The sequence below is a fragment of the Aeromicrobium sp. WCS2018Hpa-31 genome (genome assembly GCF_031843905.1).
Classification (GTDB): domain Bacteria; phylum Actinomycetota; class Actinomycetes; order Propionibacteriales; family Nocardioidaceae; genus Aeromicrobium.
In genome coordinates, this window is the sequence record NZ_JAVTJF010000002.1 from 132311 (window position 1) to 155379 (window position 23069).

Below are 23069 nucleotides of genomic sequence, written 5' to 3' on the forward strand. Positions count from 1 at the left end.
CCGTCAGTCCTGGATCGCGGTCCAGGAAAAGGAGATGGGCTGCGCGTAGGCCGACGAGCGCATGGCGTAGAGGCGCGCACCAGTGGTGGTCTCGTCCTCGACCCAATAGCTCAGGACCGACGTGGACGCCTGGGGCGTCCGCAGGGTGACGTTGACGTCGGGCACCTGCGAGAACCGTCCGGCCGGAAAGTTGATCGCGACTGAGCGGGAGGTGTTCGCGTTCGGGAGACCGCTGGAAAGCGTGACCTTGCCGCGGGCGACGCGGCCGATGGGACGCCAGAGGTTCCCGTCCCACCATGCACCGCCACCTTGGCCGTCGGGCACGATGCCGCCGTTCGCGACGGTCCAGTCGTGGTCGCGGGTGAACGCGAGTCCGCTCGTTGAAGTGACGCCAGCGGTGACGAGCGCACGCCCAAGCGGAAGGGCGCCGGCGGGCAGATTCGGAACGGCGGGTGTCGCGGACGGTGCCCCTTGCACGATGCCAATCTCGGCGTCGACGGTCGGGTCGGACCCGCCGTCACCGGAGACGAGGTGCTGGCGGACGTACAGCCGATCCCAGCGCGAGCCCGATCCCGGCGAAGGGGTGGTCGGCACTGTGACGGTGGCGTCGTTCGGGACGATGACCGGGCCGTTCGCGCCCGACGTCATGGTGACGGCGCGGAACGGTCGAACCTCGTAGGCCATCGCCCCGGTGCCGGACACGACGGGGTCCAGCGTGTCGGCGAACACGCCTCGCCGGACACCGAGGTGGGAAACGCCGTCGGGGGCAATGAGCCCTCCCGTCGCCAGGCGGGTGCTCTTGGGGTCGCTGCCGTTGCCGTTGCTGTCGCGAGCGACGGGCCAGCCAGTGCGTGCGGTCATTCTTCCTCCATCACCAGTAGGTCGCCGTGGTCTCGGCGGTGAGCGTCGCGGTCGTGAACCCGGCCAGCGACTCGAACGTGAACGTGCTCTCGGCTCCGGGCGCGAGCACCGGCCATTCGTCAACTACGACGTCGCCGCTGCGGTCAGCGACGTCGTCGAGGGTGGCGTTGCCGGTCTTTCCGTCGATCACGAGCTGCGAGCCAGCAGGGACGCCCGACAGGAATGACAGGGTCTTGCCTGTCCCGGACTCGACGATCTGGAAACCAAGCTCCGGTGTGGGCCCGTCGACGATGAACCGGACCGACGAGGGCGCCTTGCCGGCGTTGCGGATCGTCAGATCATTGGGGGTGCCGCGGGCGCCGAAGTCAGCGACGCGGTCGGGGAACGCCGGCCACACGAACCCGCCGCCCGTGACGGGCTCCGCGAACGTGGTGCTTGCGGTGCTTGTCTCTCCGTACTTGAAGGAGTCGAGCGCGAGAAGACTGATCTGGAACTCGAGCATCCGAGGGTTGTCCCAATCGGTCTCGATGGTGCCGGTGAGCTGTACCGGCACCCACCGGTCGCCGAGGTCGACGTCGTACACACGGAAGATGCCGGTCTGGCCGTCGGCGAGAAGCGACTCGAGCTCCTCGACGAGGGGAGCCAGCTCGGCTCGCCTGCCAGCGCGCCATCCGGTGACGGACAGTAGCCGCGCTCCGCGGCGACCGGGTCCGCCGGTGGCTCCGTGGCCGGTCCGGTCGGTCTGGCGGACCGTAATGGGCGCGCCGCCGTACCAGCCGGACCAGTCCTCGAAAACCCATTCGTCGGTGGACTGGTTGAACGTCATGCCGTCGAGGTCGAGGGTGACGGGCGCGATCATCGGCGGTTCCTCCATGCGAACTGATTCCCGACGTGCTGGGCGAGGGTCTGCTCGTCCATGCCCTCGGACGGGTGGACGTCGATGTAGGTGTTGCCGTCACCACCACCGGCGCCGCCGGGTCCAGGCGAGTCGAAGTCGGTGGGGTCGAAGTCGTACGGGGCGAAGTCGGGTGCCGGGACCGACGGGACGACGACCATGTTCTGGATCGCCTGGTCGAGTCGGGGCAGGCTCTTGGCGATGCCAGCGACGATGCCGAGCGGAATCCACTTGCCGACCTCGTCGCGGAAGACACGGGACGGGGAGTTGATTCCGAGCAGCGACTTCGCACCGGAGACAGCGCTTTTGGCGACACCCTTCGCTGCGTCGACCGCCGCACCGGCCATGTCCTTGATGCCGCCGATGAGGCCGCGGATCATGTCTCGCCCGGCAGAGGTGAGGAGACCGCCGAGGTCGCCGAGGCCGGACTTCACCTTCCCGGGGACACCGCGCACGAACGACAGGAGCGACTCGAGTCGGTCGGCGGCGCCGGACCGCAGCCGGCCGAAGAACCCGATGACGGTCGTGACGACCCCGGCGATCCCGGCAAACGTCGCCTTCATGGCCGCGACGCGGCTCGAGACGAACGCGGCGACGGCCGACATCGCGGCCGACACCCCGGCGCGGAGCACCTTGAAGATGGCCACGACCGATGCGACGGCGACGACGCCGAGCTTGAACGCTGCGACCACCACGCTGATGACGCCGCTGACCACGCCCATGACGGACGCCATCACGCCCTGCACGACCGCCCGGAACCACCCGAACTCGGAGTACGCGACGATGACCGCGCCGACCACGGCACCGATGGCTGCGGCGATGATCGCGGCCGTCGAGGACATGATGAGCCCGACCACGGCCATCACGCCGAGCACGACACCGGCGGCAAGAGCGAGGCCCGCGAATGCGCCGGCGAGAAGCTTCACGGTCTGCTGGTGCTCGGACATGAACGTGAACAGAGGGGTCATGGCGTTGAGGACCACGCCGAGGACTTCACCGATCGACCCGAAGGCGGCGACGACGGCCGGTGCTGCAGCGAACAGGGGCGGGAAGATGTCGCGGATGAACTTGCCGACGGTCCGCAGCGCGTGCCCGAGAATCTCCATCGACTCGGTGATGGCCGAGGACGCGTCCGCCCCCTCGAGCCAGCCAGCGAAGTTCTCGGTGACCTGCAGGATGGCCTCGGACATCATCTGCAGCGCGGGCGCGGCGGCGGTGCCGAGGCGCAGGAAAACCTCAGACAGCGGCCCGGCCAGCTGGGTGAGCGGCTGCAGTGCCGTGGTCATCGCAACGAGAAACCCGGCGGTGAGCTCCATGCCCTTGCTGCTGTTGAAGAACTCGAGGAAGTTGCGGGCGGCGGCGTTGATGAGCCCGGACACGGCCGTGAGCCCGTCGACGAGGATCGGCACGAACGACGACGCGAACTCGCTGATGAGCGGCTTGAGCCCTGCGGTGAGGACGAGCCCAATCTCCTTGCGGACGTCCGCGAACGCCTCCTTGATCGGGGCGACGACGTCCTTCACCTGCTCCCACCCGAGAGCGATCGCGCCCACGCCGAGAGCGACACCACCGACGAGCGGGATGAGCGCGGCCAGCGCCGGTGCGATGCCTGCGATGAGCGACGCCGCTGCGAAGATCAGCGGCGCCCATAGGGCGATCTGTCGCCCCACCCCCCCGGACGCCTGCCCCGTGGTCCCGAGCATCGTCTGCAGAACGGCCATGCCCGCGATGGCGCGGGTGCCGTCGACGTCCGGGCGGATCGTGGGCCGGCCGGCCCGGGCCATGACCTTGAGCTGCGCGAGCAGCTCGGCCATGAGGACCCGGGTCCGGACGGTCTCGACGTCGGGCTTGACCTCGATCTCGACGTCGGGCTTGGTGGCCTCGAGCTTCGTCGAGAGCGCGGCCATCTCGGCGGTGATGTTCCGCGTGTCGAGCGACGTCGGGATGCGGACCTGGACCTGGCGCTCGATGCGTCCCACGTACGCCTTGAGGGAGCGGCCGAACTGCGTGGTGTCGGGCAGCACCTTGAGGTTGAGGCGACCGACCTCCTTGCCACCGGGTCCAGCCATGACGTGCCTCCTATGGGGGTAAGTGCGCAGCGAGTTGCGCGACGGTGACGACCGCCTTATTGGGCCGTCGCTGCTGCTGCTTCTTGCTCGCGGCGGCGAGCTCGTCCGGTCCGGGCACGTCGGCGGGGACCGGCATCTTCTTGCCGCGCTTGCCCTGCTGGGCTCGAGCGGTCAGCCACAGGTGCTTGCGGAGGACGTCGAGGATCGACTGGCCGAAGTAGCGGTCCATCGACCAGCCGTAGTGCTGGCGCCCTCCGGCCAGGGACGCCGCGAGGGGTCCGTCGTCGGGGAGCCACTGCACCTTGGCGAGCACCTCAGCGGGGGTGTGGACCTTCGCGTCGTCGTACTGCGTGAGGTCGCTGATGACGTACCGGAATGGGGTCTTGTAGAACGAGTCCCATCCCGCGAGGAGGGCCCCGCCGTGCTCGTCTACGAGGCGGGCGAGGCCGAGGCTTCCCCCGCCTGGGTGTCCTTCGCGTACATCTGGAACGCGGTCATGAGGGTGGCGAAGTCGTCGCCGAAGTGCTCGAGCAGCTTCTCGATGTGGACGGTGCGCCGGCCGACGATGCGGAACAGGTCGCGGAGAATCTCGAGGATTTCCTCCTGCAGGCGCTCGGCCTCGGCCTCGGCGGCGGCGCGGGCCTCCTCGCGCTCGGCGTCGGTGAGGTTCTTCTCGCTGTCGTCGTCGCCGTTCTCGATGCTGTCCTGGATCGCGTCGGCCTTGTCCTGCAGTGCGCTCATCTCGCCCTGCTTGGACGAGAACTCGGTGCGCTCGGCCTGGGTGAGTCGCATGATCGGGTGGAGCAGCGCGTAGCTGTCGTCGGGCAGCGGGATGCGGACGGGGCCGTAGAGTTCGTCGACGCGGGTCGCGATGTCGTCGAGGGTGATGGTGCGGGTCATGTTGTGGTGCCTTCCGTGCGGTGGCGTGGTTGCGCGTGGATGTGACCTCTCCGTGGGCGGCATCCACGCCGACCGCCCACGGAGAGGTGTTCAGGTGCCCCCGGGGTCAGGGGGCGGTGGGCGTGCCGAGACCGGCGCGGAAGAGACCCATGAGGCCCTTCGCGCTGGACTCCTCAAGCACGGTGGCGAGCAGCGGGAACTCCATGAAGTTCTCCGGGTCGAACTCGGGGGCTCCGTCGCCCGCCTCGATGGCGACCTTGGGCACGCCCCAGCCGAAGCGAGCCGGGCCGTCGACGAGCACGATGCCGAGCGCACGCTCGGTCACGGTCTCCACGAACGGCGTGTAGAACGCGTCGGGCTCGGACGCGTCGCCGCCTCCGAAGTAGAGGCTGAGGACGTCGTTGCTGATCTGCAGCGCCGGGATGTTGAACGCCCACACGACCGTCGGGTTGGTCTTGCGGAGGGCGGGCTTCTGGTAGGAGCCCTTGGTCTCCCCGCCCTCGGTCTCGCGGCTGAGCGCGATGTTGTTCTCCGAGGAGGTGTGGCCGAGGTTGACCCATCCGTCGCCGACGACGTCGGCGGTGAGGTCGAGGGCCGCGAGGGCGGACTGCGTGGTGAACGGGAACTCGGCGCCGATGTCCTCGTTCGTGAAGAGGTGGCCGCGTCCGGGGAGGAAGACTGCGTTGTCGTCCTGGCTCATGATGATCCTGCTTTCTGCTGGTGTGGGTGAAGGGGTGCGATGGCGCACCTCGACGTGACGTCGGGTGGGCGCGCCGACAGACCCCTCGCCCTGTCGGCGCGGGGTTGGTCTTGCGGGTCGGTCAGCTGGTGGCGTGAGCGCGGAGCAGCAGCCGGTACTCGGCGGTCGAGCGGTTCGTGATCGACGACTCGAGCGGGTCGTCAAGATCGAATGGCGGGAGCAGCACCTCGAGCTGGCTGATGGACACGCCCTCGCGGACGGTCTGCTGCTCCCACGCGGCCAGGAGCGCGTCGTGCGCCCACGCGGCCAGGTCGTGAGGGTCGTCCTCGTGCGCGGTGTAGGCGTCGACGGTGACCGACGCCCACGACGCGTATCGCGGGTGCATCCCGGACCCGGCGACGTGCCGGGCGTACACGAGCGGGAGCTTCTCGCCGAGGTCCGCCGGCCGCTTCGTGACGAACGTGGTCCCGGCCGGGGCCTGGTCCTTGAGCAGCAGCCGCAGGAAGCGGTTGACGTTGATGGCGCTCATGCCTGCTCCCATGCCCTTCGGAGGATGTGCTTGCCGGGGAACCCGGCGATGTAGGTGCCCTTCGGCACGAACCGGCCCTTGGGGAACTTGTCGTCCGGGGGCATGAAGATGACCTTGGTCGACACGAACGGGTTGCGGCCGAACTCGACGGCCTCGACGAACGGGCCCGAGAAGTAGATGTAGGAGTCGGTGATCCCGGCGCGCAGCCCTTGGGTCACGCGGTGGCCCTTGGGGATGCCCTCGGCGGCGGCGATGGCCTTCGCGATCGACGTGACGCGGCGCGCTTCGTCAGCCACGGCGTTTTTCACGCCGGGCAAGTGCGCGATGTAGTCCTCGAGCGAGACCCCGTTGATCGTGCTGTAGACGCGGCTACCCGCCATGGCGCGGCCCGGGCGTCTGCGCCACGAGCGTCATGGCGTTGTGCTGCGTCGCGGCCGAACGGTTCTTCCGTCCCACGTCGCCCTGCACGTCCCACAGGCGTCCACGAGCCTCGACGACGGAGAACGGCCCGGCAGGCAGCTCCGAACGCGTCAGGACCCGCGCCACGGTCGTGACGTGCTGTCCCTCGACGACGGCCTCGGTGGTGTCCGGCGTCTTCCACCGGACCCACACCTCGACGCCGTTCTCGAGGTCGGGCACCACAGTGGGGTTGTCGTTGTAATCGACGCCGTCGATGTCGGGGTAGACGGTGATCGGCTCGAGGTCCTTATCGAGCAGGCTCATCAGCAGCCGCCGGTCATGTTGCGGGGCGAGTCGTCCGGCAGGCTCATGCGGATGCTGCGGGGGCCGCGGCGGCGTGTGCTGACACCCAGGAACATCCAATCGTTGCCGGTGGCGACGACCTCGCCTGGCTCGTGGCGGGACGAGCGGCGCGAGTAGGAGTACTCGCCGTCGGTCTCGGAGTCGTACCCGGACGGGTTCCGCAGCACCCTGTAGACCATGCGGCTGACGACGACCTTGAGCCGGGTCTTGGCGTCGTCGGGGTTCTCCTGCCGCTCGGCCCACTCGACGATGGGCCCGATGCGGGCCGCGAGCTCGAGCTCGGCCTCCATGATCTTGCGCTCGACCCACGCCTCCTGAGAGGAGAGGATCGGCGACTCGTAGCCGCTCTTGACGAACGCTGTATCCGTGAAGTTGGCCATGAGTCGCCGATCCTCTCTCTCGCTCAGTCCTCGAGCGTGGCCTCGACCGCAGCGATGATCGCGTCGCGGTCGGCCCCGTCAGGGATGGTCACGCCGATGCGCTCGGCGTACTCGGTCCACGCCTTGATGCCCGAGCCCTTGCCGGACTTCGGCGGGGCGGGCGGACCCGCGGGTGCCTCGTCCTCGTCCTCGTCCTCGTCGGGCTCCGGCTCGGGCGTCGGCTCGGGCGTCGGCTCGGGCTCCGGCGTGGGCGTCGGCTCGGGCTCCGGCGTGGGCGTCGGCTCGGGCTCCGGCGTGGGGTCGTCGGCCCCCGCCGCGTCGTCGGACGTGTCGTCCTCGAACGCGGCGGGGTTGGTGACGATCTTGGCCGCCCACTCGGGCAGGGTCGACTCGGCCGTGAAGACGTGAGCCTGACCCTTCGCGTCGGTCACGTAGACCGTCTGCTTGAGGCGGCGCGCCATCACAGCACCTTCGCGACGAGCAGCTTCTTGGCGTTGCTCAGGATCGGCAGCGCCACCGCGTCCACGAACGTGAACTTGCGGTACGGCGGGCCGATCTTGTCGATGACGCCGACGATGCCCGACGCGTCACCGAACTCGAGCTCGGACTCCTGGGCCTCGACCAGCTCGAGCGCGGTGGCGGTGACGCCCCACGCCGTGTAGCCGAGCTCGCGGATGTTCGCCGGGGCGAACCAGACCGTGCCGGGCTCGATCACGGGCGTGGCGACGCCGTCGACCTCGACCTGGCTGTCGGTCGTCTCCTGGATGACCGGCAGCGACTCCTCGCGGAGGTAGTCGTTGAGGTCGGACAGCTTGGCCCGCGTCTTGCCCTGCGTCGCGCCGTAGAGGTCGTCGATGACCTCCTTGTTGCGGAGCACGTGACGCAGGGTGACCGTGTCCATGCGGACGGCGCCGGCCGGCCCGGCGAGCTTCTTGTACTCGTCGTGCCAGATGGTCAGGTCGGTGATGACCTTCGCGTTGTCGTGGTCGGACCACGCGACGGCCGGGGTGACCTTATGGGCCGCGGGGACACCGAAGTCGGCCGTGAACCCCTTGAGTCCGTTGCCGGACTCGTTGATGGTCAGCGCACCCTGGTTGCTGATGAGCTGGCCCCAGGCGAGCTGCATGCGGTTGAGCATGTAGCGCGTGAGGTTCTCGGCGTCGTTGTAGATGGCCCGCTCGAGGGCGGACACGTTCGTGCCGCCCGTCTGCGCGAACTGGCGCTGCAGGCGCTCGTACTCGGTCTCGTTGAGCGAGTCCGAGAGCGGCATCAGCCGCACACGCTTCTCCGACCCGGCGTCACGCTCGGTGACGTGGATGGAGCCGTCGAACGAGCGGAACTGCGCCGTGCGGTTGCGCCGCACGATCTCCGCGAAGTCGACGGTGTTGGTGTCGAGGTACTCGGCCGGGAAGAGGTTGAGCAGGTTGAGGTTCTGCTCGATGGGGACCTCGCGGACGAACGCGGTGAGCGCGTCCGGGTGGACCGGTGCGTCGAAGAGGATCATGGGTCAGGCTCCCGTCAGGATGAGGTGCTTGAGGTCGGCCTTCGCGTCGGCGTCGAGTCCGCCGATGCCCGTGTAGGGCAGCTTGGACTCGTTGACGAACGCGTGGATGACCCGGGCGTTGAAGCGGCCGGCCTTGTTGCGGACCGTGGAGAAGCTGTTGACCAGCAGGCCGACAGCGGTGGCGCGGCCATCGGTGGCCGCGGGGTCGTAGGGACCGTAGGTGTCCGTGCCGGTGACCTTGCCGAGCACGCAGCCCGACTTGATGACCTCCGCGAACTTCGCGTCGCTGAACTTGGACAGGTCCAGCGTGGTGCTGGGCGTGGTGCCCGGCTCCATGCCGTGCGGGCCCGCGAGCCACGCACGCTGCTCGGCGACGTACTCGCCGATCGTCTCGACGGCGTTCTCCGTCATGATGATTCCTTTCGAACGGGGTGGGTGAGGTACTTCAGTTGCCGGTCGACTGCTGCTTGTTCTGCTCGAACCGGCGAGCGGCCTCGGCGCGACCTGCGTCCATGCCGGACGTCTTCGCTCCGCCTCCGCGGTGCCCCTGCCCCATGTCGGGCCAGCGCTGGGTGGTGCCCGGCCTGTTGCCGAGCGCACCGCCGATGACGTTCGCGACCCTGTCGGTGTCGATGTCGCCTTCTGCGGTGATGAACTTGGAGAGGTCGAGCGACTCGAGGAAGTCCTTGTGGTCCTCGCGCTTCGCCCCCTGGATGTTGAGGAAGCCGTCGATGTAGCCGTCGACGAGCTTGAGCGTGTTGTTCTTGCCCTCGGCGGCTGCAGCCTCACGGCCGGCGCGCTCGCCCTCGGCGCGAGCGTCGGCGATGGCCTTCTCGGAGTCGCTCATCGTCTTGCGCTTGAGCTCCTCGTTCTCCTCACGGAGGGCCTTGACCTCGTCCGGGGTCATGTCGACGAGGCTCTTGGACTGCCACGCCCGCTCGTGCTTCTGCGCCAGGTGCTTCCAGTACGCGGCCTGCTGCTCGGCGCTCATCTCCTTGATCGGGGTGTCCTTCGGGAACCCGAGGTCGACGCCGTCGTCGGAACCGCCGGCGTCACCACCCGAACCACCCGAGCCACCGGCGTCTCCGCCCTGGCCGCCAGCGTCACCACCGGAGCCGCCAGCGCCACCGGCGTCTCCGCCCTGGCCGCCGGCGTCGCCTCCGGCGGCGCCGTTCATCTGCATGTCGCCGAAGACGGAGTGGTGGAACTTGAGCAGCGCGTCGATCGCGCCGGGCGCCCTGAGGTCGGTGGGCTTGGTGAACATGACGGGGGTGGTGGGTGTCTGCATGGGTGTCTCCTTGACGTAGACCGGGGTGTGCGTGGATGGCCGCGTGTCGCGGCACCTCGCGCCCCCTTGAGCGCGAGGAGAGTGGGAGACCCGTACGTGGGTCAGACGGCGACGGAGTCGCGGGCGGGATCGTCGGCGGGGAGCTTCTTGGTCCACGTCGCGAGCCATGCGCGGTGCTGGTTGAGGCGCTGCTGGTTAATCTGTCGTCCCGCCGCGAGGTCTGCCTCGAGCCGGGCGATGGCGCGCTTCTGCGCGGCGACCACTCGGGAAGCGTCGAGGCCCTCGTCGCGACGACGCGCTGCCTTGCTCGCCGAGAGCGCGTTGCCGTCGGCGTCGACGAGGATCGGGCCGAGCTCACCGTGCTCGAGGACCTCCACGCGAAGACGCTGCAGCTCAGCGCGGCCAGTGCCGCCCGCGGCGTCGTAGTACCGCTGCAGGTCGGCCGCGTTCATCGTCTGGCCGGGGTCGAGCGCCTTCGTGACCGGCAGCGAAGTGCACCAGCAGCCGCCGTGCAGCGGCTTGAGGTCGCCCGTGCCGTAGATGCGGTCGGCCGCGATGATGCACAGTCCGCACGGCCCGGTACGGGACAGCTCGGGGTGCAGGATGCGTCGGTAGCCGATGATCTGCTCCGAGACGCCCCACCGCTGCCGCTCGGCTTCACGTCGAGCGAGCGCCAGGTCCATGCGCGCCTGCTGCTCGGCGCGGCGCAGCGCCTTCTCCGCGGCCTCGAAGTCGTCGATGCCGTCGAGGAGCACCCCGACGCGGGCGTCGCGTGCCGGACGGTCCCACGTCAGCTCGTCGACGATGCCCTCGTGCAGGTTGTTGGGCAGGCGGACGGGAGCGTTGACGAGTGCCGCGTTGACGTCGATCCCCAGCGTCCCGAACACCTCGTCGAGGTAGGACTCGGTCAGGTCGGCCACGGCCTCTTGCGCGGCGCGCACCACCTCGTACAGGTCACGCCGTGCCTGGTTGGTGGTGGCAGCGCGCCACCAGTCACCGGCGATGGACGCGAGGATGGCGCGGACCTGCTCGAGGAGGTTGGTCTCGATCTGCGCGTACTGCGCGGTCTCGGCTGCGATGAGCGCGGCGAGTGCTGCCTCCTGTTCGGGAGTCATCGCCGTGCGGGCGGTCCGGGCGCGGGCGTGGGCGCGGGCTGCCGCGGCCGGTCAAGGTTCCGACTCAGCTCCTCGACCGGGTCAGCTGCCGCGGGCCGTGCGGGCGCCGGCTGCGCTGGCGTCGCCTCCCGGGCCCCGCCCGTCGTCGGCAGCGCGTACAGGCCACGGAGCGCGTCGGTCTGCCGCTGCTTCTTGTACCGCAGCCACGTCTCGGGACTGAGCTGCAGGATGTCCTCCACGATGCCCTGCAGCGGGATGCCGACTTCCTTCGCGTCGCGGGCTGCCTGGGTGCGCTGGCTCAGGGAGTAGGTCTGAGACGGCGTCCACACGAGGTCGAGCTCGTCCTCTTCGGTGAGGTTCTCCCCGGCGATGGCGAGCGCGGCCTGGGCCACGAGCAGGAAGGTGCGCGTCTGCCGCTTCTTCCACGAGTTGGCCTTGAAGACCTGACCTTCGCGGGCGACCTCCGCGCCCTCAGCCGAGCCCTGGATGGCGTCGGGCATGAACACGTAGAGCGGTGTGCGCGTCGACGTCGCGAACTCCTTCACGTCGTCGCGGACCGACAGGAGGATGGGCTGCAGGTCGGCCGGGGTCGACTCCCAGATGTCGTACCCGTAGGGCAGCTCCCACAGCGAGCCGGGATCGGCCTCGAACACCTTGGAGTAGTCGATCTTCTCGCCGGTCTTGGGATCGTTCTCGGGCATCCGCTCGTCGGGCCCGCGGTGGTCCTCGGGGTCGACCGTGTCGCGGAGCGCCCGCTGGCGGAACACCTGCAGCTTCGTGATCCAGAGCCGGTCGACGATCATGTTGTTGATGCGCGCCAGGAGGTCCAGGTGCGGCTCGAAGTCGCCGAGCCCGTGCGGGGCGCGCACGTGGTACACCGGGATGCCGCGACCCTGCGCGGCGGGCGGCAGAGGCTTTGCGTCCTCGGCGATCCAAGCCTGGGCGTTGAATCCTCGGGTGAGGTACGAACGGCTCGACGGGCGCCGCATGATGACCACCCGGACGGGTCGCTTCTCGGTGTCGTCGCCGCGGTCGATGTGCCCGCCGGCAGCGATGACGTCGTCGTCCGCAGGGAGCACAACGTGCGCGACTTCCTCGTTCGTGAGGTTGTCGCGGTACAGCTTCATGGCGGCGAGAGCGATGCTTGGGTCGATCGGGCTGTCGATGGTGACGCAGTTCTGCGGCTTCTCGGCAGTGATGAGCGGCAGGCCGTCGGCCTGCGGCTCGCCGACCCACAGGTAGCCGTCCTTCATCACGGACGCGTAGAGCATCGCGTCCTCGAACGCGGACGAGTACCGCTTCATGATGCGTCGCCCGGCGCGGTCGATCTGCTCCTGGCGCTTCTGGTCGTTGTCGTCGACGCTCACGCGGAACCCGGCGAGCTCGACGCGGTCCATCTTGGACTCGACGGCGAGCTTCGCGAAGTTCGCTCGACCCATCCGCAGCACGTCGGCGGACGCCTTCCCCCGCCACCCTTCGGTGTGAAGCGGCAGCGGCGGGTTGCCCTCGAACCAGGACCACAGATGGTCTGCCCAGGCCGATCGGCTGAGGTTCTTGCCGTTCGGCCGGGGCTCGCTGGCGTGGAACTCCCGGAACAGCCGGGAGAACCACCACTCGTCGCTGTACGGCACCTTCGTGAGGGCGTCGTCCATCGTGGTCTCCTATCTGAGGCGTTGCGGCTGGCGGCGCGGTGCGCGCTTCTTGCCCACGCCGCGGGAGAGGGCGATGAGGCGGGCCTGGTAGGCGAGGACGGCCGCGATGGCGGCGTCGATCTTGTCGGGGCTGTCGGGGTTCGCCTTGTTGATGCCGAACCCGACCTTGTTGGGCCGACGGTGGGCGTTCATGATGTGCGCCGTGAGCGTCTCGTCACCGGAGTGCGTGAGCTGCTTCTCGACGACGGCGTCGACGAACGACTGCAGCGCCTCAGCGACCTTCCGGTTCGCGGCGCCGATCATCCACCACTCGATCGGGTGCTGGCTCGAGGACTTGATCTTGAGCTGCTTCGCGAAGTCGCGCTCCCACGCGGCCACGTACGACTCCCACTTCGCGGGATCGGCGAAGAACCCGACGACGTAGTACTCGTCCATGACCTGCCGCACGAACGCGTCGACCTCGGTGTGCGGGATGGACCACGGGATCGGCTTGCCCTCGCCGTCGCGCTTGAGCCGGTCCGGCTGCGCCCACACCTTGAGCGGCTGCAGGTGCCCGTCCTCGACGCGGCACGCAACGAGGGCGGTCGCGTCCGTGACGCCTCGAGCGCGCCGGCGGGAGCCGTCGAACCCGAGCACGATCGCGTCGTCCTTGGTGATCGGCTTGGTGGCGTCCTTGACGCCGTCCCACCACTCGCGGCGGATGAACGCAGCCGAGTGGGTCGTGCGGGCGTTCAGGAAGTACCGGCGCGAGTCTTCCTCGTCGTTGCGGATGTCGTAGAAGTCCTCGACGAACCCGTCGATGTCGTTGTACTCGGCGGCGTCGCCGTACGCCTCGACGATGGCCTCGCGCAGCTTCTTGCGGTCGGTGATGTCGTCGCACTCGCCCCACCGCCAGTCAATGAGCTGGGTGGGCTTGGCGCGGGAGCGGCCGTCGCGGATGGCCTCGGCGAACTTGAGGGTCTGCTCGGCGATGCTGTTCTCGCCCTCGCCGAACATCGTCGTGGACTCGAAGAACCACGTCTCGGCGGTCTTCTTACGCTTGCGGAGGTTTCGGCTGACCGTCTTCCACATGCGCCGCAGCTCGGGCGTCGTGTAGAGGTGCGTCTCGTCGAAGTCGACGAACGTCTCCTTGCCGCCGTCCTTGGACGACGCCGACGCCGTCGACGGGGTGATTTCGCCGCGGTTCGGCAGGAGCACGCGGGTGAGGCCGCAGTCGTTCTTGTGGTTGAGCGCGCCGGCCAGGAGCCCGTCGGTGAGGTTGAAGTAGACGGTGTCGTAGACGTTGCCCGTCTGGCCTTCCTCCGTGGCCATGCAGCGCACGAACGGGGTGGTGACGTGCCGACCCATCGGCTCGCCCTCGCGGTACACGTACCGGAAGCCGAGCCCCCATGGGTCGGTGTAGACCTCGCCGCCCTCGGCGATCCCGAAGAACCGGCAGGGGCCGAACGCCTCGAAGAGACCGAACCGGGCGCCCTGGCCCGACTTGTCCGCGCCCTTCGGCCGGCAGTAGAACACCGAGTCGTACAGGCGTCGGCCAACCTGCGACGGCGCCGACTTCCCAGGCGGGTGCAGGGCGTACGCGTCGACGGTGAGCCCGGTGAGCTCGTCGCCGAGCACCACCGGTTCGCCCATGACGTCGCCGTCGCCGTGCAGGCAGAAGAACTCCATCCAGGCGACGGCGAGCCACCCGAGCGAGAAGTTCCGGTCGTGGTTGGGGGCCCGCACCTTGAGGTGCGGCATCGGCTACTCGTCCGTGAGGCGAGCGCGCCGGTCGTCGAGCGACGTGACGTTACCGTCGGTGCCGGTCGCGGCCAGGCCCTCGTCGTCCTCCTCACCCGTGGGCACGACGACCTCGAGCCCGTTCCGGCGCAGGTCGCCGGGGGTGATGAAGTACGACGCGAAAAACGCCCGGAACTCGGTGATCCGCATGGCCCGGCCACGCGACCCGCCCCACCAGGCGTCGTTGTAGACGACCATCGCGGCGAGCAGCGTCTCCCACTGCACGTCCTCGGTGACGCGCTGCGCCATCGGGGACCGACGGAACGCCTCCCACCACCGCTCGACCATCGGGTGCCATGCGACAGCCCGGCCGGTGTCGTCGAAGATCGTCGCCTCAGGTAGGGGGAACCCGCGCACGACGTCGTCCTTGACGAGCTCCTCGCGGGCGACCGTGTCGCGGGGACGCTGGCGCTGGTCCTGCTGCAGCGGCCCGCGGCTACCCACGGTCGTCCTCGTCGTCGTCCTCGAGCGACTCGACGAACGCGGCCAGCTGGGCGCGGTCCTCGTCGGTCACCTCGAAACACCCGTGCGCCGCGAGCGCGGCCTGCGCGTTGTCCGTGATCTTGAAGACGAGGGTCGCGGTCGACGGCTCGTTCGTCTCGACGTCGACCAGGAGGACCCGCTCGACCTCGAGCTCCACCGCGATGCCTTCGTCGCAGCCGGGACAGTCGATCGTCAGTGTTCCTGCGTGCATTCCAGTACCTCCCCTGTCGGGAACCACCGGCCGACCCCTGGCGGGCCGACCTACAAAAGTCCGGGGTGCGGCGGGACCGGCACCCGGGCGCGGGCGTGCATCGCCCGGATCGCGTCGGCCGACTGCTGCTTCGTCCGCTCGCTGTGGCACTCCGAGCACACCGACCGCAGGTTCACGAGCCGGTGATCGGCGTTGCCGTCGATGTGGTCGACCTCGGTCGCGTGCCCGGTACAGATGCCGTCGTACGCGAGCTGGCACCGGCGCCGGTCACGGCGGAAGACCCGCAGGCGGCGCTTCTGCCAGTCCCGGGGGAGCGGGGGCCGGTCGGCCGTCCACTGAGCCATCAGGACCAGTGCGTCCGGTCGGGCATGTCGAGCTCGGCGGGGACGGCCGGCGGACGGACGAACCCGGTGTGGGTGCCGGTCACGTCGTCGAGGTGCTCGTGCTCGTCCTCGTCGACGTCGCCGCTCGGGCCGATGGCGACGGAGAGCAGCTCGACGCCGAGCACGTGGATGGTCAGGTGCATCGGGTGCCTCCTCGGGCGGCTCGAGCCCGCCCGGGAGCGCCGTCGAGGCGCGGAGGGCGGGCCCGGGCGAAAAGGTCTGGAACTCGCGCACATCGCGATCTGCCGAACGGGACGTTCGGGGGGTGGAGGCCGGGGGGAGGGGGTCCCCCCGCCCCTGGGTGCCCCGTGTGCGGGCTCGTGGGCGTGTGGGTGCGCGTGGGTGCGCGTGGGCGTGTGCGTGCGTGCGCGTGCGTGTGTGGGCCGTCTGAGGGCAGCCGGCGCGAAGAAAGTTGGTGCTGTTCTGCCCATTCGACTTGACACCTTGCCGGGTCACCCGGCAAGGTAGTGACCACAAGGGCCGACCATCACCGGCCCACGACGAACGGAGACACCATGGTCAGCACACTCATCGCCGCGGTCATCGCGCTCGGCTCGACGCTCGGCGCACCCACCGTGTCGGGCGAGCTGCTCGAGGACGAGTACGGATGGAACTGCTGGGTCGACGGCAACGGCGCGTGCGGTGACGGGCTGGATGAGGTGGAGCCCGGGTGTCTGTCGAACCCGGACGACATCGTGCCCGGCTACACCATGTGCGCTGACGGCCGCGTCTACACGCTCACGAGCAACGGCCCGGCCGACGTGGTCGTGCGGGTGCTGTCGTGAGGCGCCTCGCGATGGCCGGCGCCACGGTCGCGGCCGTGGCTGCGGGCCTGGCCACGGGCGCCGTGGTCACGCACGTGGAGCCGAACGACGCGACGCACCCGTGGCACGCGGTGTCCGGCGCGCTGCCGGTGCTGCTGCCCGTCGAGGTGGAGGTCGAGAAGCGCGTCGAGGTGCCCGTGGTGCAGCGTGTGCGTGTCGAGGTGCCGGTCGAGGTGCCCGTCGAGCGCGTGGTCGAGAAGCGCGTCGAGGTGCCTGCCGAGACGCTGCAGTGTCCGGGTGGGTTCGTCGCGTGGGATCAGCGTCGCGGGGGCGGCGAGTGGGCGTACTGCGAGGACGGCGCACGTCCGGCGGGTGCGCGATGAGCCGGGAGGAGCGTCGGGGCCGCAACAAGCGGGCCCACGCCCTCCGGCGGGCGATGACTGAGGCGGACGTCCGGCAGGCGCGGGCAGCGGGGCAGCCGCTCACGTGGCGGCAGGTGTGGGACGTCTACGCGGCGATGAGCGTCGACGACGTGCTCGCCCTGGATGCCGAGCACGCCGAGTCCGCGGGACCGCAGCTGAAGTCCACGACGGGCCGTCGGCAGGCTCCCCCGCACGTGCAGGCCGCGACAGAGGCGTACCGGCTCGCCCGCGCCGCGTGGGAAGGCGGGCTGGCTGAGGCGTTGGCCGGCGCGAACCCGGACGGGCGACCGGCCCGCGGCGAGCGGTACATCGACGAGGAGCGGGACTACCGGGACGCGCACCCCGCGCCCGTGTTCCGGGACTTCCTCGCCGACGTGAACGCGTCGCAGCGTGAGGCACGAGCCGCAGCCTGAGGCCGGGCCCGGGCAGGCTGCGAGCAGCCGCCGGGCAGAAACCCGGGAGAAATCTTCCCAACCCACTTGACACCTTGCCGGGTCACCCGGCAAGGTAGTGACCACAAGGGCCGACCATCACCGGCCCGCCACGAACGGAGACGCCATGAACGACACCGACGACCTCAAGTTCGAGCGCATCGACTACACCGTGAAGGAGACGGGCGCGGCCATCCGCCGGGCGCTCAAGGCAGCGTTCCCCGGCGTGAAGTTCTCGCTGCGCGGCAGCCGCGGGACCGGCTACGGCTGGTTCTCCCTGTCGTGGACCGACGGTCCGACGACGTGGGCCGTCGACGAGATCACGAACGGGTTCCGGTCGTCCTACTTCGACGGGATGGACGACTCGACCCGCCACATCCCCGCGACGATGGCCGTCGAGGACGACGGCGTCATCCGCGAACACCGCTGGTCCTGCAACGGCGTGAACAGCGAGCGGAACTACACCGACGAGGCGCGGGCCTGGTCGCGGGCCTACGTCGACGCGCACGGCGGCGCCGAGGTCTGGAACCGGGGCATCGCGCTCAACGACGGCGAGTCGATGGCGTGGCGGGTCCTGCAGGGCGTCGACCTCACCGGCATCGACTGGACCGCGGTCGCCGACCCTGCGGTGAGCGGGGGCGGGAGCCGGATCAAGGCGTGCCACGTGCTCGACGAGGGCCCGCGGCGCGGCGTCGTCGCCGAGCCGAAGCACCGCGCCGAGACCGCCGGGCGTGCAGCATGAGCGCCGCGACCGTGGTGCGCGTCGAGCGCATCGGCTGGCGGACGCTCGCCGACGGCGCGTGCCCGTGGGTCGAGGTCGACGGCGTGGCCGTCGACTGGACCGCGGCCGGCGCTCCGGTCCTGCCGATCGTGTCCCGCGGGTGCGACGGCTGCGCCGGGCGCGGCGTGCTCCCCGCCAGCGACGGCCCGCACGGCGTCCAGCGGTGCGACGAGTGCCAGGCGTACGGCGGCGACTGCGAGGCAGCTGAGGTCGTCGCGGCGCTGCTCGGCGGCGTCGCGTACGTCGAACTCGACGAGGACTGACGCGGGCGTAACGCGTCGGACACGGAGGTGCCAGGGGGCGCACCGTGTCCGGCGTGAGTCGCCCGACTCACCACCACCACGGCCCGACCATCACCGGGCCACCACGAACGGAGACACCATGACCACCACCACGACGCTGACGGAGCAGGCCAACCGGCAGGAGACGGCCGTCATCGAGCGCGAGACCGCCTACATGCGGACCCTGGCCGGCGTCATCGCCACGACGGTGCGCGAGGCGTACCCGACCGCGGCGACCGTGCTGCTCGGGTCCGTGTACGACGACGACGGCGACGAGCAGATGCGGTTCAAGGGCGTGCAGGATGCCGACGGCGTCGCGCTGCTCGACCTCGACGAGGCGGACCCGACGGACGCGCTCGAGGCGATGGAGTGGACCTACGTGACGCGGCTCAACCTGCACGGGCCCACGGTCGACGGGTGGGCGCAGTCGGCCGACATGATCGTTCCGCCGTCGCGTCGCACGGATGGCACCTGGCGGCTGCGTATCGACGACGCCATCGCGGCGGCGTCGCGGGTGGACCCCGTCGCGGCTGCGGTCGACGCGCTCACGGCGGACCGGGACGCGTTCGCGGCGCTGCTGTCGGTCGCGGTGCTGACGCTCGGCGGGATCGACGAGGACGAGGCCGACGCGCTCGGCCTGAGCGTCGACGTCGTCGAGCGGGCCGCAGCGGTCGCGCAGGGCGCCGAGCGGCTGCTCATCGGCACCGGAGCCCCGGTGAGCGTGTGAGCGACCCGCAGGCGGGCGTAACGCGTCCCGCACGAGCCCCGCGCTCGTGCCGGGCACGAGTCGCCCGACTCACCACCACCACGGCCCCACCATCACCGGGCCACCACGAACGGAGACACCATGCGTTGTTCTGACTGCTACGGGGCGCGAGTGCTCGCGGACCCGGTCGCCGCGGCCGACCTGGACCCGGACTACGCCGGGCCCGACATGGGCGACGGAATCCCGTTCTGCCCGGGCACCTGCGTCGACTGCGGCGCGACGTGCATCGTGTTCGGCGAGGACGAGACCGTGGCGGCGCGCATCGCGGCGAGCACGGAGTACGCCGAGGGTTACGAGGCCGGCAAGAGGTCCACGATGCTCGGGATGCTCGTGCACCTCTGCGAGGAGCTCCACGCCGCGACGATCGCGGCCGGACACGAGCAGGGGGCCCGAGCATGAGGTTCCTTCGACTCACCGCGTTCGTGCTCGTCGCCGGGTTCGTCATCGGCTGCCTGCTCGTCACCGGCGCGCACTACTGAGGCGGGCCTGACCATGGACGATATCGAGCCGCTGGCGTTCTACTGCTACGCGCTGCGGGTCGCGGCGTGGACGATCACGGCGAGCGTGCTGCTCGTGGCGCTGGTCGCGCCGCACGTGCCCTACACGCTGACCTACCCGTGACCCGGGCGTAGCACGTCCCGCACCGGCAAGCCAGAACCAAGCCGGTGCGGGGCGTGAGTCGCCCGACTCGCCACCACCAACAGACGGCCCGACCATCACCGGGCCAGAACGGAGAAACCATGAGCCGCACAGACCACGCGAGGCCGGCGAAGCGGCCCGAGCACGGGGACAAGGCGCCGAAGCGTCAGCCGCGACCGAAGCCGCGCCGGGAGGCGCAGCGCGTCGCCGCTGAGGCTGCGACCGCGACGCGAGAGGATGTGCCCATGACGAGCGAGCCCGATGACCTCATCACCGCGAGCGAGGCCGCGGACATGGCGAAGGTCGATGTCGAGACGTTCCGGACGTACGAGCGTCGCGGGTACGCGCCGGCGCGGGTGAAGATGTTCGGCCGGACGCCGGTGTACTCGCGTGCAGCGGTCCGGAAGTGGCTCGAGACGCGCCCGGGGGCCGGTGCTCGCACGGACCTGCGCCGTGGCGACCCGCAGGACGAGGCCAAGTAGGCTGCGTCCTGCGCGTCAGCACGGCGGGCGACTTGCTGTGATGGGCCGGTGGTCCGTGGATTCGCGTTGGCGTCGCAGCGCGCCGTCCCTTCCCGGTTCTCTCCGTTCTCGGGTGAGGGGCGGCGCGCCAGCGCCAGGGTGGGCGGTGCAGGAGAGTGCCGGGGCCGCGCAGGTGTGCCTCATCCGACGCCGGGGGACATGCAGTCCACCGGGCCGGGTCGTGAGCATCCTTCGTCACCGTGGCCGGACGTTGACGCGTGCCCGGCGCTCTCCTGCGCCGCTCAGCCGGGGCCGAATGGGTTCTGGCCCTTGCGCTCGCCGGGCCAGATGCCGAACACGTCTTTGAACCACTGCGACGCGATGCGCTTCGCTCGTGCGGAGCCGACGTGCTTGCGGAGCTGCCGCTAGAGCGCGGTCCAGGGGTGCGGCTTGGTGACCCACTTCGCGAGGCCGCGGGGGTCGCGGGTCCAGTAGTGCTTGAGGTTGTTCCCGGGGTTCAGGTCGGCCATGCTGGTGCACCTCCTCCACGACGACGACAGGGAGCACGATGGGCAAGAGCAAGCCACCGTTAAAGGTGTCCGGCTGGATGGGTTCGGCGATGTGGGTCGAGGGTGACCGGCTCGTGATCCGGCGGCCACCGGCGGGCAAGACTGAGGTCCCGCTGCGGATGGTCGAGGGGTTCGTGTCGGCGAACGCGGCCATCGGGCAGCGCGGGTACCGGGCGGTCGTGGCTGGCGGGTCGTTCCACCAGTCGACGCCGGGCCCGTCGCTGTCGGTGTCGTCCGACCCGTACCTGTTGCCGTTGAAGCCGGGCCGCAAGCACCTGCGTGAGGCTGAGGCGTTCGGCGCGGCCGTGATGGCGCTCAAGGCCGAGCAGGCGCCAGCCGAGCCCGGCGCAACGGCGCCGGGTGGTGCGGACCGGCTGCGTGACCTCGCGGCGCTGCGGGACGAGGGGATCGTGTCCGACGAAGAGTTCGAGGAAGCCAAGCGGCGGTTCCTCGCGGGCTGACGCCGGGCGGCGCGGCCGGGTGATGGGCGAGAGGCGCGGATGCTGGTCAGTCCGTCGCCGTGCTCGTGGGCCGTCACCCGGCCACGCGACCGATGCTCGACCGGTCACCGGAGCCCGGTCAGCACCGCAAAAGTGGCCCTAGAACGCAGAAAACCGACCACGCGGGCCGGTTTTGGGTGCAGTTCTTCCACCTGCGGAAGATGCTATCAGTCGACGGATCACTCGGGAGCGCGTTCCTCGACCTTCGCGGGTGGTCGTGTCGTCTTCCGCTTCCATCCGTGGTGCTCGGCCGCGGCGAGCACGGTCGGGACGTGGAACAGGTGCGCGCCGCCGGGGGCGGTCCCGACCGGGTGGATGTGGCCGGCGGCGACGGCCCGTCGCATCGTGATGATGGGCCAGCCGTAGACGTCGGCCAGGGCCTGCATGGTGGCGTACTGCAGGATCGACGCCTGGTCCCACGTGACGGGCGGGGGGACACGTCGAGCGGTCGAGGTGGTCACGCGGTCTTCTCCTTCGGGGTGAGGCGTCGGGTCACGAGCGGTCGTCGTGCGCCGGGGGTCAGCTCATCGACGCCGTACCGGCGATGGCACCGGGTGCAGACGACGCCGAACGTGTCGCGGAGCGCGAACATGGGCCCGCCGCACGTGTACGGGGGCTCGTCTGTGTCGGGGTCGTCGAGCAGGGTGTCGCAGAACGCGATCGGTCGACGGCGCTGGATGCCGACGGCGTCGAGGACCCGGGACTGGACCTTCCGCAGGTCGTGGAACATGGACGGCGCCCACGGCCGCGAGAGCGCGTAGTCGAGGTGGTCCTCGACGTACCCGAGCTCGGTGTCGAGCGTCGGCCGGTCCGGGCCCGCGCTGTTGCGCTCGACGCGCATCTGCTGGGCCCACCGCTGCACCACGCCGGTGACGCCACGCACGTTCGCCAGCGGCGGACGGGCGGGGTCCATGTGCCGGTGTCGGCCGTCTTCGTCGACTTCGACGACCCGCAGGTGCCGGGAGTCCGTCAGGTCCACGACCGCGACCCGTAGCGGGACGACGGAGTGGTCGTCACGTGGGCCCGCGGGTGTGTCCGGGTCGACCTCCGCCGAGCCCGGGAGGATGAACCCGTCGAGCCGGGGGTAGTGCTGGCCGATGGTGTCGACGAACCCGAGGACCCGTTCGACACACGCGTCGCACACGACGTAGGGCGGGTGGGTACGGACGGGCTCGAGGCGCCCGGCCGCGGTGTCGAGACGCTCGCACCCGTTCATGCACGGCTCACCGGTGGGCGGGCTGTCGCGCTCGATCGTGGGCCGCTTCGGGACGTACGGCTCGGGCGCCGGGGTCGGGGTCTGCCGCAGGTGCTCGACGCCGAGCGAGACCCACCCAAGCTCGACGCTCACCAGCGTCCCGTCAGCGATGACCCGGCGCATCGCCTCTGCGCGTTCGTCGACGCTCACCTCGCTGGCGCGGTAGTCGGCGCACGCCGTGCAAGAGCACGTCCGGCGGGGGAGGTCGGACCAGGTGCAGTACGGGATCATCGGACGTCTCCTGTGTCGAGTACGAGCCACGTGGTGATGACGGCGAGGACGCCCCACCCGTGGTCGCCGAGCAGCGACGCAACGAGGGCCAGCACGAGGATGGCCAGCGCGAGCGCCCGCTGCGGCGGGCTGGGCACGAGGTTGCTTCGGGTCACGCGGTGTCCTCCATCGACTCGTCGGGCTCGACCTCGTCGGGGTAGTCGAGAAGCAGCACCCCCGGTGGTGGAGTCCATCCCTGCTCGATGAGCCACGTCATGACTGCCCCGGGATGGTGAGGCATGGCGCTTCCGAACTTCATCCGCTCCCTGAACGCGGACAGCGCTTCGAGGTGAGTCGTCACCTCGTCGAGTTCCGCCTGCACTTCGGCGGCTGTCTCCGCGGCCCGGTCGCCGAGCACGGCGAGCGTGGTCCGCAGCTCGGACGCCCGGTACTGGGACACGTCGCGCACCACAGGTCGC

The 23069-nt window shown here is 70.1% G+C and carries 35 protein-coding genes; 10 read left to right on the top strand and 25 right to left on the bottom strand.

Annotated elements, in window-relative coordinates:
* Nucleotides 1-3: 3 nt before the first annotated feature.
* From RQG84_RS02610 to RQG84_RS02710, 21 genes are all read right to left on the bottom strand, one after another.
* Nucleotides 4-861: a hypothetical protein gene (locus RQG84_RS02610; RefSeq protein WP_311208719.1), complete on the bottom strand. Its 858-nt coding sequence runs from the start codon at nt 859-861 to the stop codon at nt 4-6.
* 10 nt (nt 862-871) lie between these two features.
* The gene (locus RQG84_RS02615) at nt 872-1720 is read right to left on the bottom strand and encodes a hypothetical protein (protein WP_311208720.1); all 849 of its coding nucleotides are present in this window, start codon (nt 1718-1720) and stop codon (nt 872-874) included.
* Nucleotides 1717-3825, bottom strand: coding sequence for a hypothetical protein (locus RQG84_RS02620; RefSeq protein WP_311208721.1), 2109 nt, complete (start codon nt 3823-3825; stop codon nt 1717-1719). The genes RQG84_RS02615 and RQG84_RS02620 overlap by 4 nt, the downstream gene beginning before the upstream one ends.
* A 10-nt stretch (nt 3826-3835) precedes the next feature.
* Entirely contained in the window at nt 3836-4138 is a 303-nt protein-coding gene (locus RQG84_RS02625) for a hypothetical protein (protein ID WP_311208722.1), read from the bottom strand.
* A gap of 116 nt (nt 4139-4254) precedes the next feature.
* Complete coding sequence (locus RQG84_RS02630) at nt 4255-4725, bottom strand: phage tail assembly protein (protein WP_311208723.1); 471 nt, start codon at nt 4723-4725, stop codon at nt 4255-4257.
* A gap of 106 nt (nt 4726-4831) precedes the next feature.
* The gene (locus tag RQG84_RS02635; protein ID WP_311208724.1) at nt 4832-5425 is read right to left on the bottom strand and encodes a hypothetical protein; all 594 of its coding nucleotides are present in this window, start codon (nt 5423-5425) and stop codon (nt 4832-4834) included.
* A 121-nt stretch (nt 5426-5546) separates the two neighbouring features.
* Nucleotides 5547-5954, bottom strand: a complete 408-nt coding sequence (locus RQG84_RS02640; protein WP_311208725.1) for a hypothetical protein — start codon at nt 5952-5954, stop codon at nt 5547-5549.
* The gene (locus tag RQG84_RS02645; protein ID WP_311208726.1) at nt 5951-6334 is read right to left on the bottom strand and encodes a DUF5403 family protein; all 384 of its coding nucleotides are present in this window, start codon (nt 6332-6334) and stop codon (nt 5951-5953) included. Before RQG84_RS02645 ends, RQG84_RS02640 begins: the two co-directional genes overlap by 4 nt.
* Nucleotides 6324-6677 carry a hypothetical protein gene (locus RQG84_RS02650; RefSeq protein WP_311208727.1) on the bottom strand — a complete coding sequence of 118 codons (354 nt, stop codon included), beginning with the start codon at nt 6675-6677 and terminating at the stop codon, nt 6324-6326. Before RQG84_RS02650 ends, RQG84_RS02645 begins: the two co-directional genes overlap by 11 nt.
* Nucleotides 6677-7096 (bottom strand): Gp19/Gp15/Gp42 family protein, encoded by a 420-nt coding sequence (locus RQG84_RS02655; RefSeq protein WP_311208728.1) that lies wholly within the window; start codon nt 7094-7096, stop codon nt 6677-6679. The genes RQG84_RS02650 and RQG84_RS02655 overlap by 1 nt, the downstream gene beginning before the upstream one ends.
* Before the next feature lie 23 nt (nt 7097-7119).
* Nucleotides 7120-7557 (bottom strand): hypothetical protein, encoded by a 438-nt coding sequence (locus tag RQG84_RS02660; RefSeq protein ID WP_311208729.1) that lies wholly within the window; start codon nt 7555-7557, stop codon nt 7120-7122.
* Nucleotides 7557-8600, bottom strand: a complete 1044-nt coding sequence (locus RQG84_RS02665) for a major capsid protein (protein WP_311208730.1) — start codon at nt 8598-8600, stop codon at nt 7557-7559. Before RQG84_RS02665 ends, RQG84_RS02660 begins: the two co-directional genes overlap by 1 nt.
* A gap of 3 nt (nt 8601-8603) precedes the next feature.
* A complete protein-coding gene (locus RQG84_RS02670) occupies nt 8604-9011 on the bottom strand; it encodes a head decoration protein (protein WP_311208731.1) in 408 nt (135 codons plus the stop codon).
* Nucleotides 9012-9045: 34 nt separating this feature from the next.
* Entirely contained in the window at nt 9046-9888 is an 843-nt protein-coding gene (locus tag RQG84_RS02675; RefSeq protein WP_311208732.1) for a hypothetical protein, read from the bottom strand.
* Nucleotides 9889-9989: 101 nt separating this feature from the next.
* On the bottom strand, nt 9990-11003 hold the full coding sequence (locus RQG84_RS02680; protein WP_311208733.1) for a hypothetical protein: 1014 nt from the start codon (nt 11001-11003) through the stop codon (nt 9990-9992).
* Nucleotides 11000-12655 carry a hypothetical protein gene (locus RQG84_RS02685; protein WP_311208734.1) on the bottom strand — a complete coding sequence of 552 codons (1656 nt, stop codon included), beginning with the start codon at nt 12653-12655 and terminating at the stop codon, nt 11000-11002. The genes RQG84_RS02680 and RQG84_RS02685 overlap by 4 nt, the downstream gene beginning before the upstream one ends.
* A 9-nt stretch (nt 12656-12664) precedes the next feature.
* Entirely contained in the window at nt 12665-14395 is a 1731-nt protein-coding gene (locus RQG84_RS02690; protein ID WP_311208735.1) for a hypothetical protein, read from the bottom strand.
* A gap of 3 nt (nt 14396-14398) precedes the next feature.
* Nucleotides 14399-14878 carry a hypothetical protein gene (locus RQG84_RS02695; RefSeq protein ID WP_311208736.1) on the bottom strand — a complete coding sequence of 160 codons (480 nt, stop codon included), beginning with the start codon at nt 14876-14878 and terminating at the stop codon, nt 14399-14401.
* Nucleotides 14871-15128 carry a hypothetical protein gene (locus RQG84_RS02700; RefSeq protein ID WP_311208737.1) on the bottom strand — a complete coding sequence of 86 codons (258 nt, stop codon included), beginning with the start codon at nt 15126-15128 and terminating at the stop codon, nt 14871-14873. The genes RQG84_RS02695 and RQG84_RS02700 overlap by 8 nt, the downstream gene beginning before the upstream one ends.
* A gap of 50 nt (nt 15129-15178) precedes the next feature.
* Nucleotides 15179-15472, bottom strand: a complete 294-nt coding sequence (locus tag RQG84_RS02705; RefSeq protein ID WP_311208738.1) for an HNH endonuclease signature motif containing protein — start codon at nt 15470-15472, stop codon at nt 15179-15181.
* On the bottom strand, nt 15472-15654 hold the full coding sequence (locus RQG84_RS02710; protein WP_311208739.1) for a hypothetical protein: 183 nt from the start codon (nt 15652-15654) through the stop codon (nt 15472-15474). The genes RQG84_RS02705 and RQG84_RS02710 overlap by 1 nt, the downstream gene beginning before the upstream one ends.
* 372 nt (nt 15655-16026) lie before the next feature.
* On the opposite strand from RQG84_RS02710, the gene RQG84_RS02715 reads away from it, so the two are divergent.
* The 10 genes from RQG84_RS02715 (at nt 16027) to RQG84_RS02760 (ending at nt 21086) form a co-directional block, all read left to right on the top strand.
* Nucleotides 16027-16296: a hypothetical protein gene (locus RQG84_RS02715; RefSeq protein ID WP_311208740.1), complete on the top strand. Its 270-nt coding sequence runs from the start codon at nt 16027-16029 to the stop codon at nt 16294-16296.
* Nucleotides 16293-16658, top strand: coding sequence for a hypothetical protein (locus RQG84_RS02720; RefSeq protein ID WP_311208741.1), 366 nt, complete (start codon nt 16293-16295; stop codon nt 16656-16658). The genes RQG84_RS02715 and RQG84_RS02720 overlap by 4 nt, the downstream gene beginning before the upstream one ends.
* Nucleotides 16655-17110, top strand: a complete 456-nt coding sequence (locus RQG84_RS02725; protein ID WP_311208742.1) for a hypothetical protein — start codon at nt 16655-16657, stop codon at nt 17108-17110. The genes RQG84_RS02720 and RQG84_RS02725 overlap by 4 nt, the downstream gene beginning before the upstream one ends.
* Nucleotides 17111-17255: 145 nt before the next feature.
* The gene (locus RQG84_RS02730; protein WP_311208743.1) at nt 17256-17870 is read left to right on the top strand and encodes an LPD29 domain-containing protein; all 615 of its coding nucleotides are present in this window, start codon (nt 17256-17258) and stop codon (nt 17868-17870) included.
* The gene (locus RQG84_RS02735; RefSeq protein ID WP_311208744.1) at nt 17867-18172 is read left to right on the top strand and encodes a hypothetical protein; all 306 of its coding nucleotides are present in this window, start codon (nt 17867-17869) and stop codon (nt 18170-18172) included. Before RQG84_RS02730 ends, RQG84_RS02735 begins: the two co-directional genes overlap by 4 nt.
* A gap of 118 nt (nt 18173-18290) precedes the next feature.
* Entirely contained in the window at nt 18291-18917 is a 627-nt protein-coding gene (locus RQG84_RS02740; protein ID WP_311208745.1) for a hypothetical protein, read from the top strand.
* A 120-nt stretch (nt 18918-19037) separates the two neighbouring features.
* On the top strand, nt 19038-19355 hold the full coding sequence (locus tag RQG84_RS02745; RefSeq protein ID WP_311208746.1) for a hypothetical protein: 318 nt from the start codon (nt 19038-19040) through the stop codon (nt 19353-19355).
* Nucleotides 19356-19448: 93 nt separating this feature from the next.
* Entirely contained in the window at nt 19449-19577 is a 129-nt protein-coding gene (locus RQG84_RS02750; RefSeq protein ID WP_311208747.1) for a hypothetical protein, read from the top strand.
* A gap of 263 nt (nt 19578-19840) precedes the next feature.
* A complete protein-coding gene (locus tag RQG84_RS02755) occupies nt 19841-20077 on the top strand; it encodes a hypothetical protein (RefSeq protein WP_311208748.1) in 237 nt (78 codons plus the stop codon).
* Nucleotides 20078-20624: 547 nt separating this feature from the next.
* Entirely contained in the window at nt 20625-21086 is a 462-nt protein-coding gene (locus tag RQG84_RS02760) for an SHOCT domain-containing protein (RefSeq protein WP_311208749.1), read from the top strand.
* A 218-nt stretch (nt 21087-21304) separates the two neighbouring features.
* On the opposite strand, the gene RQG84_RS02765 is transcribed toward RQG84_RS02760, so the two are convergent.
* The 4 genes from RQG84_RS02765 to RQG84_RS02780 form a co-directional block, all read right to left on the bottom strand.
* Complete coding sequence (locus tag RQG84_RS02765; protein WP_311208750.1) at nt 21305-21586, bottom strand: hypothetical protein; 282 nt, start codon at nt 21584-21586, stop codon at nt 21305-21307.
* Entirely contained in the window at nt 21583-22473 is an 891-nt protein-coding gene (locus RQG84_RS02770; RefSeq protein WP_311208751.1) for a hypothetical protein, read from the bottom strand. The genes RQG84_RS02765 and RQG84_RS02770 overlap by 4 nt, the downstream gene beginning before the upstream one ends.
* Before the next feature lie 134 nt (nt 22474-22607).
* Entirely contained in the window at nt 22608-22766 is a 159-nt protein-coding gene (locus RQG84_RS02775; protein WP_311208752.1) for a hypothetical protein, read from the bottom strand.
* Nucleotides 22763-23050 carry a hypothetical protein gene (locus tag RQG84_RS02780; protein WP_311208753.1) on the bottom strand — a complete coding sequence of 96 codons (288 nt, stop codon included), beginning with the start codon at nt 23048-23050 and terminating at the stop codon, nt 22763-22765. Before RQG84_RS02780 ends, RQG84_RS02775 begins: the two co-directional genes overlap by 4 nt.
* Between the last annotated feature and the right edge of the window lie 19 nt (nt 23051-23069).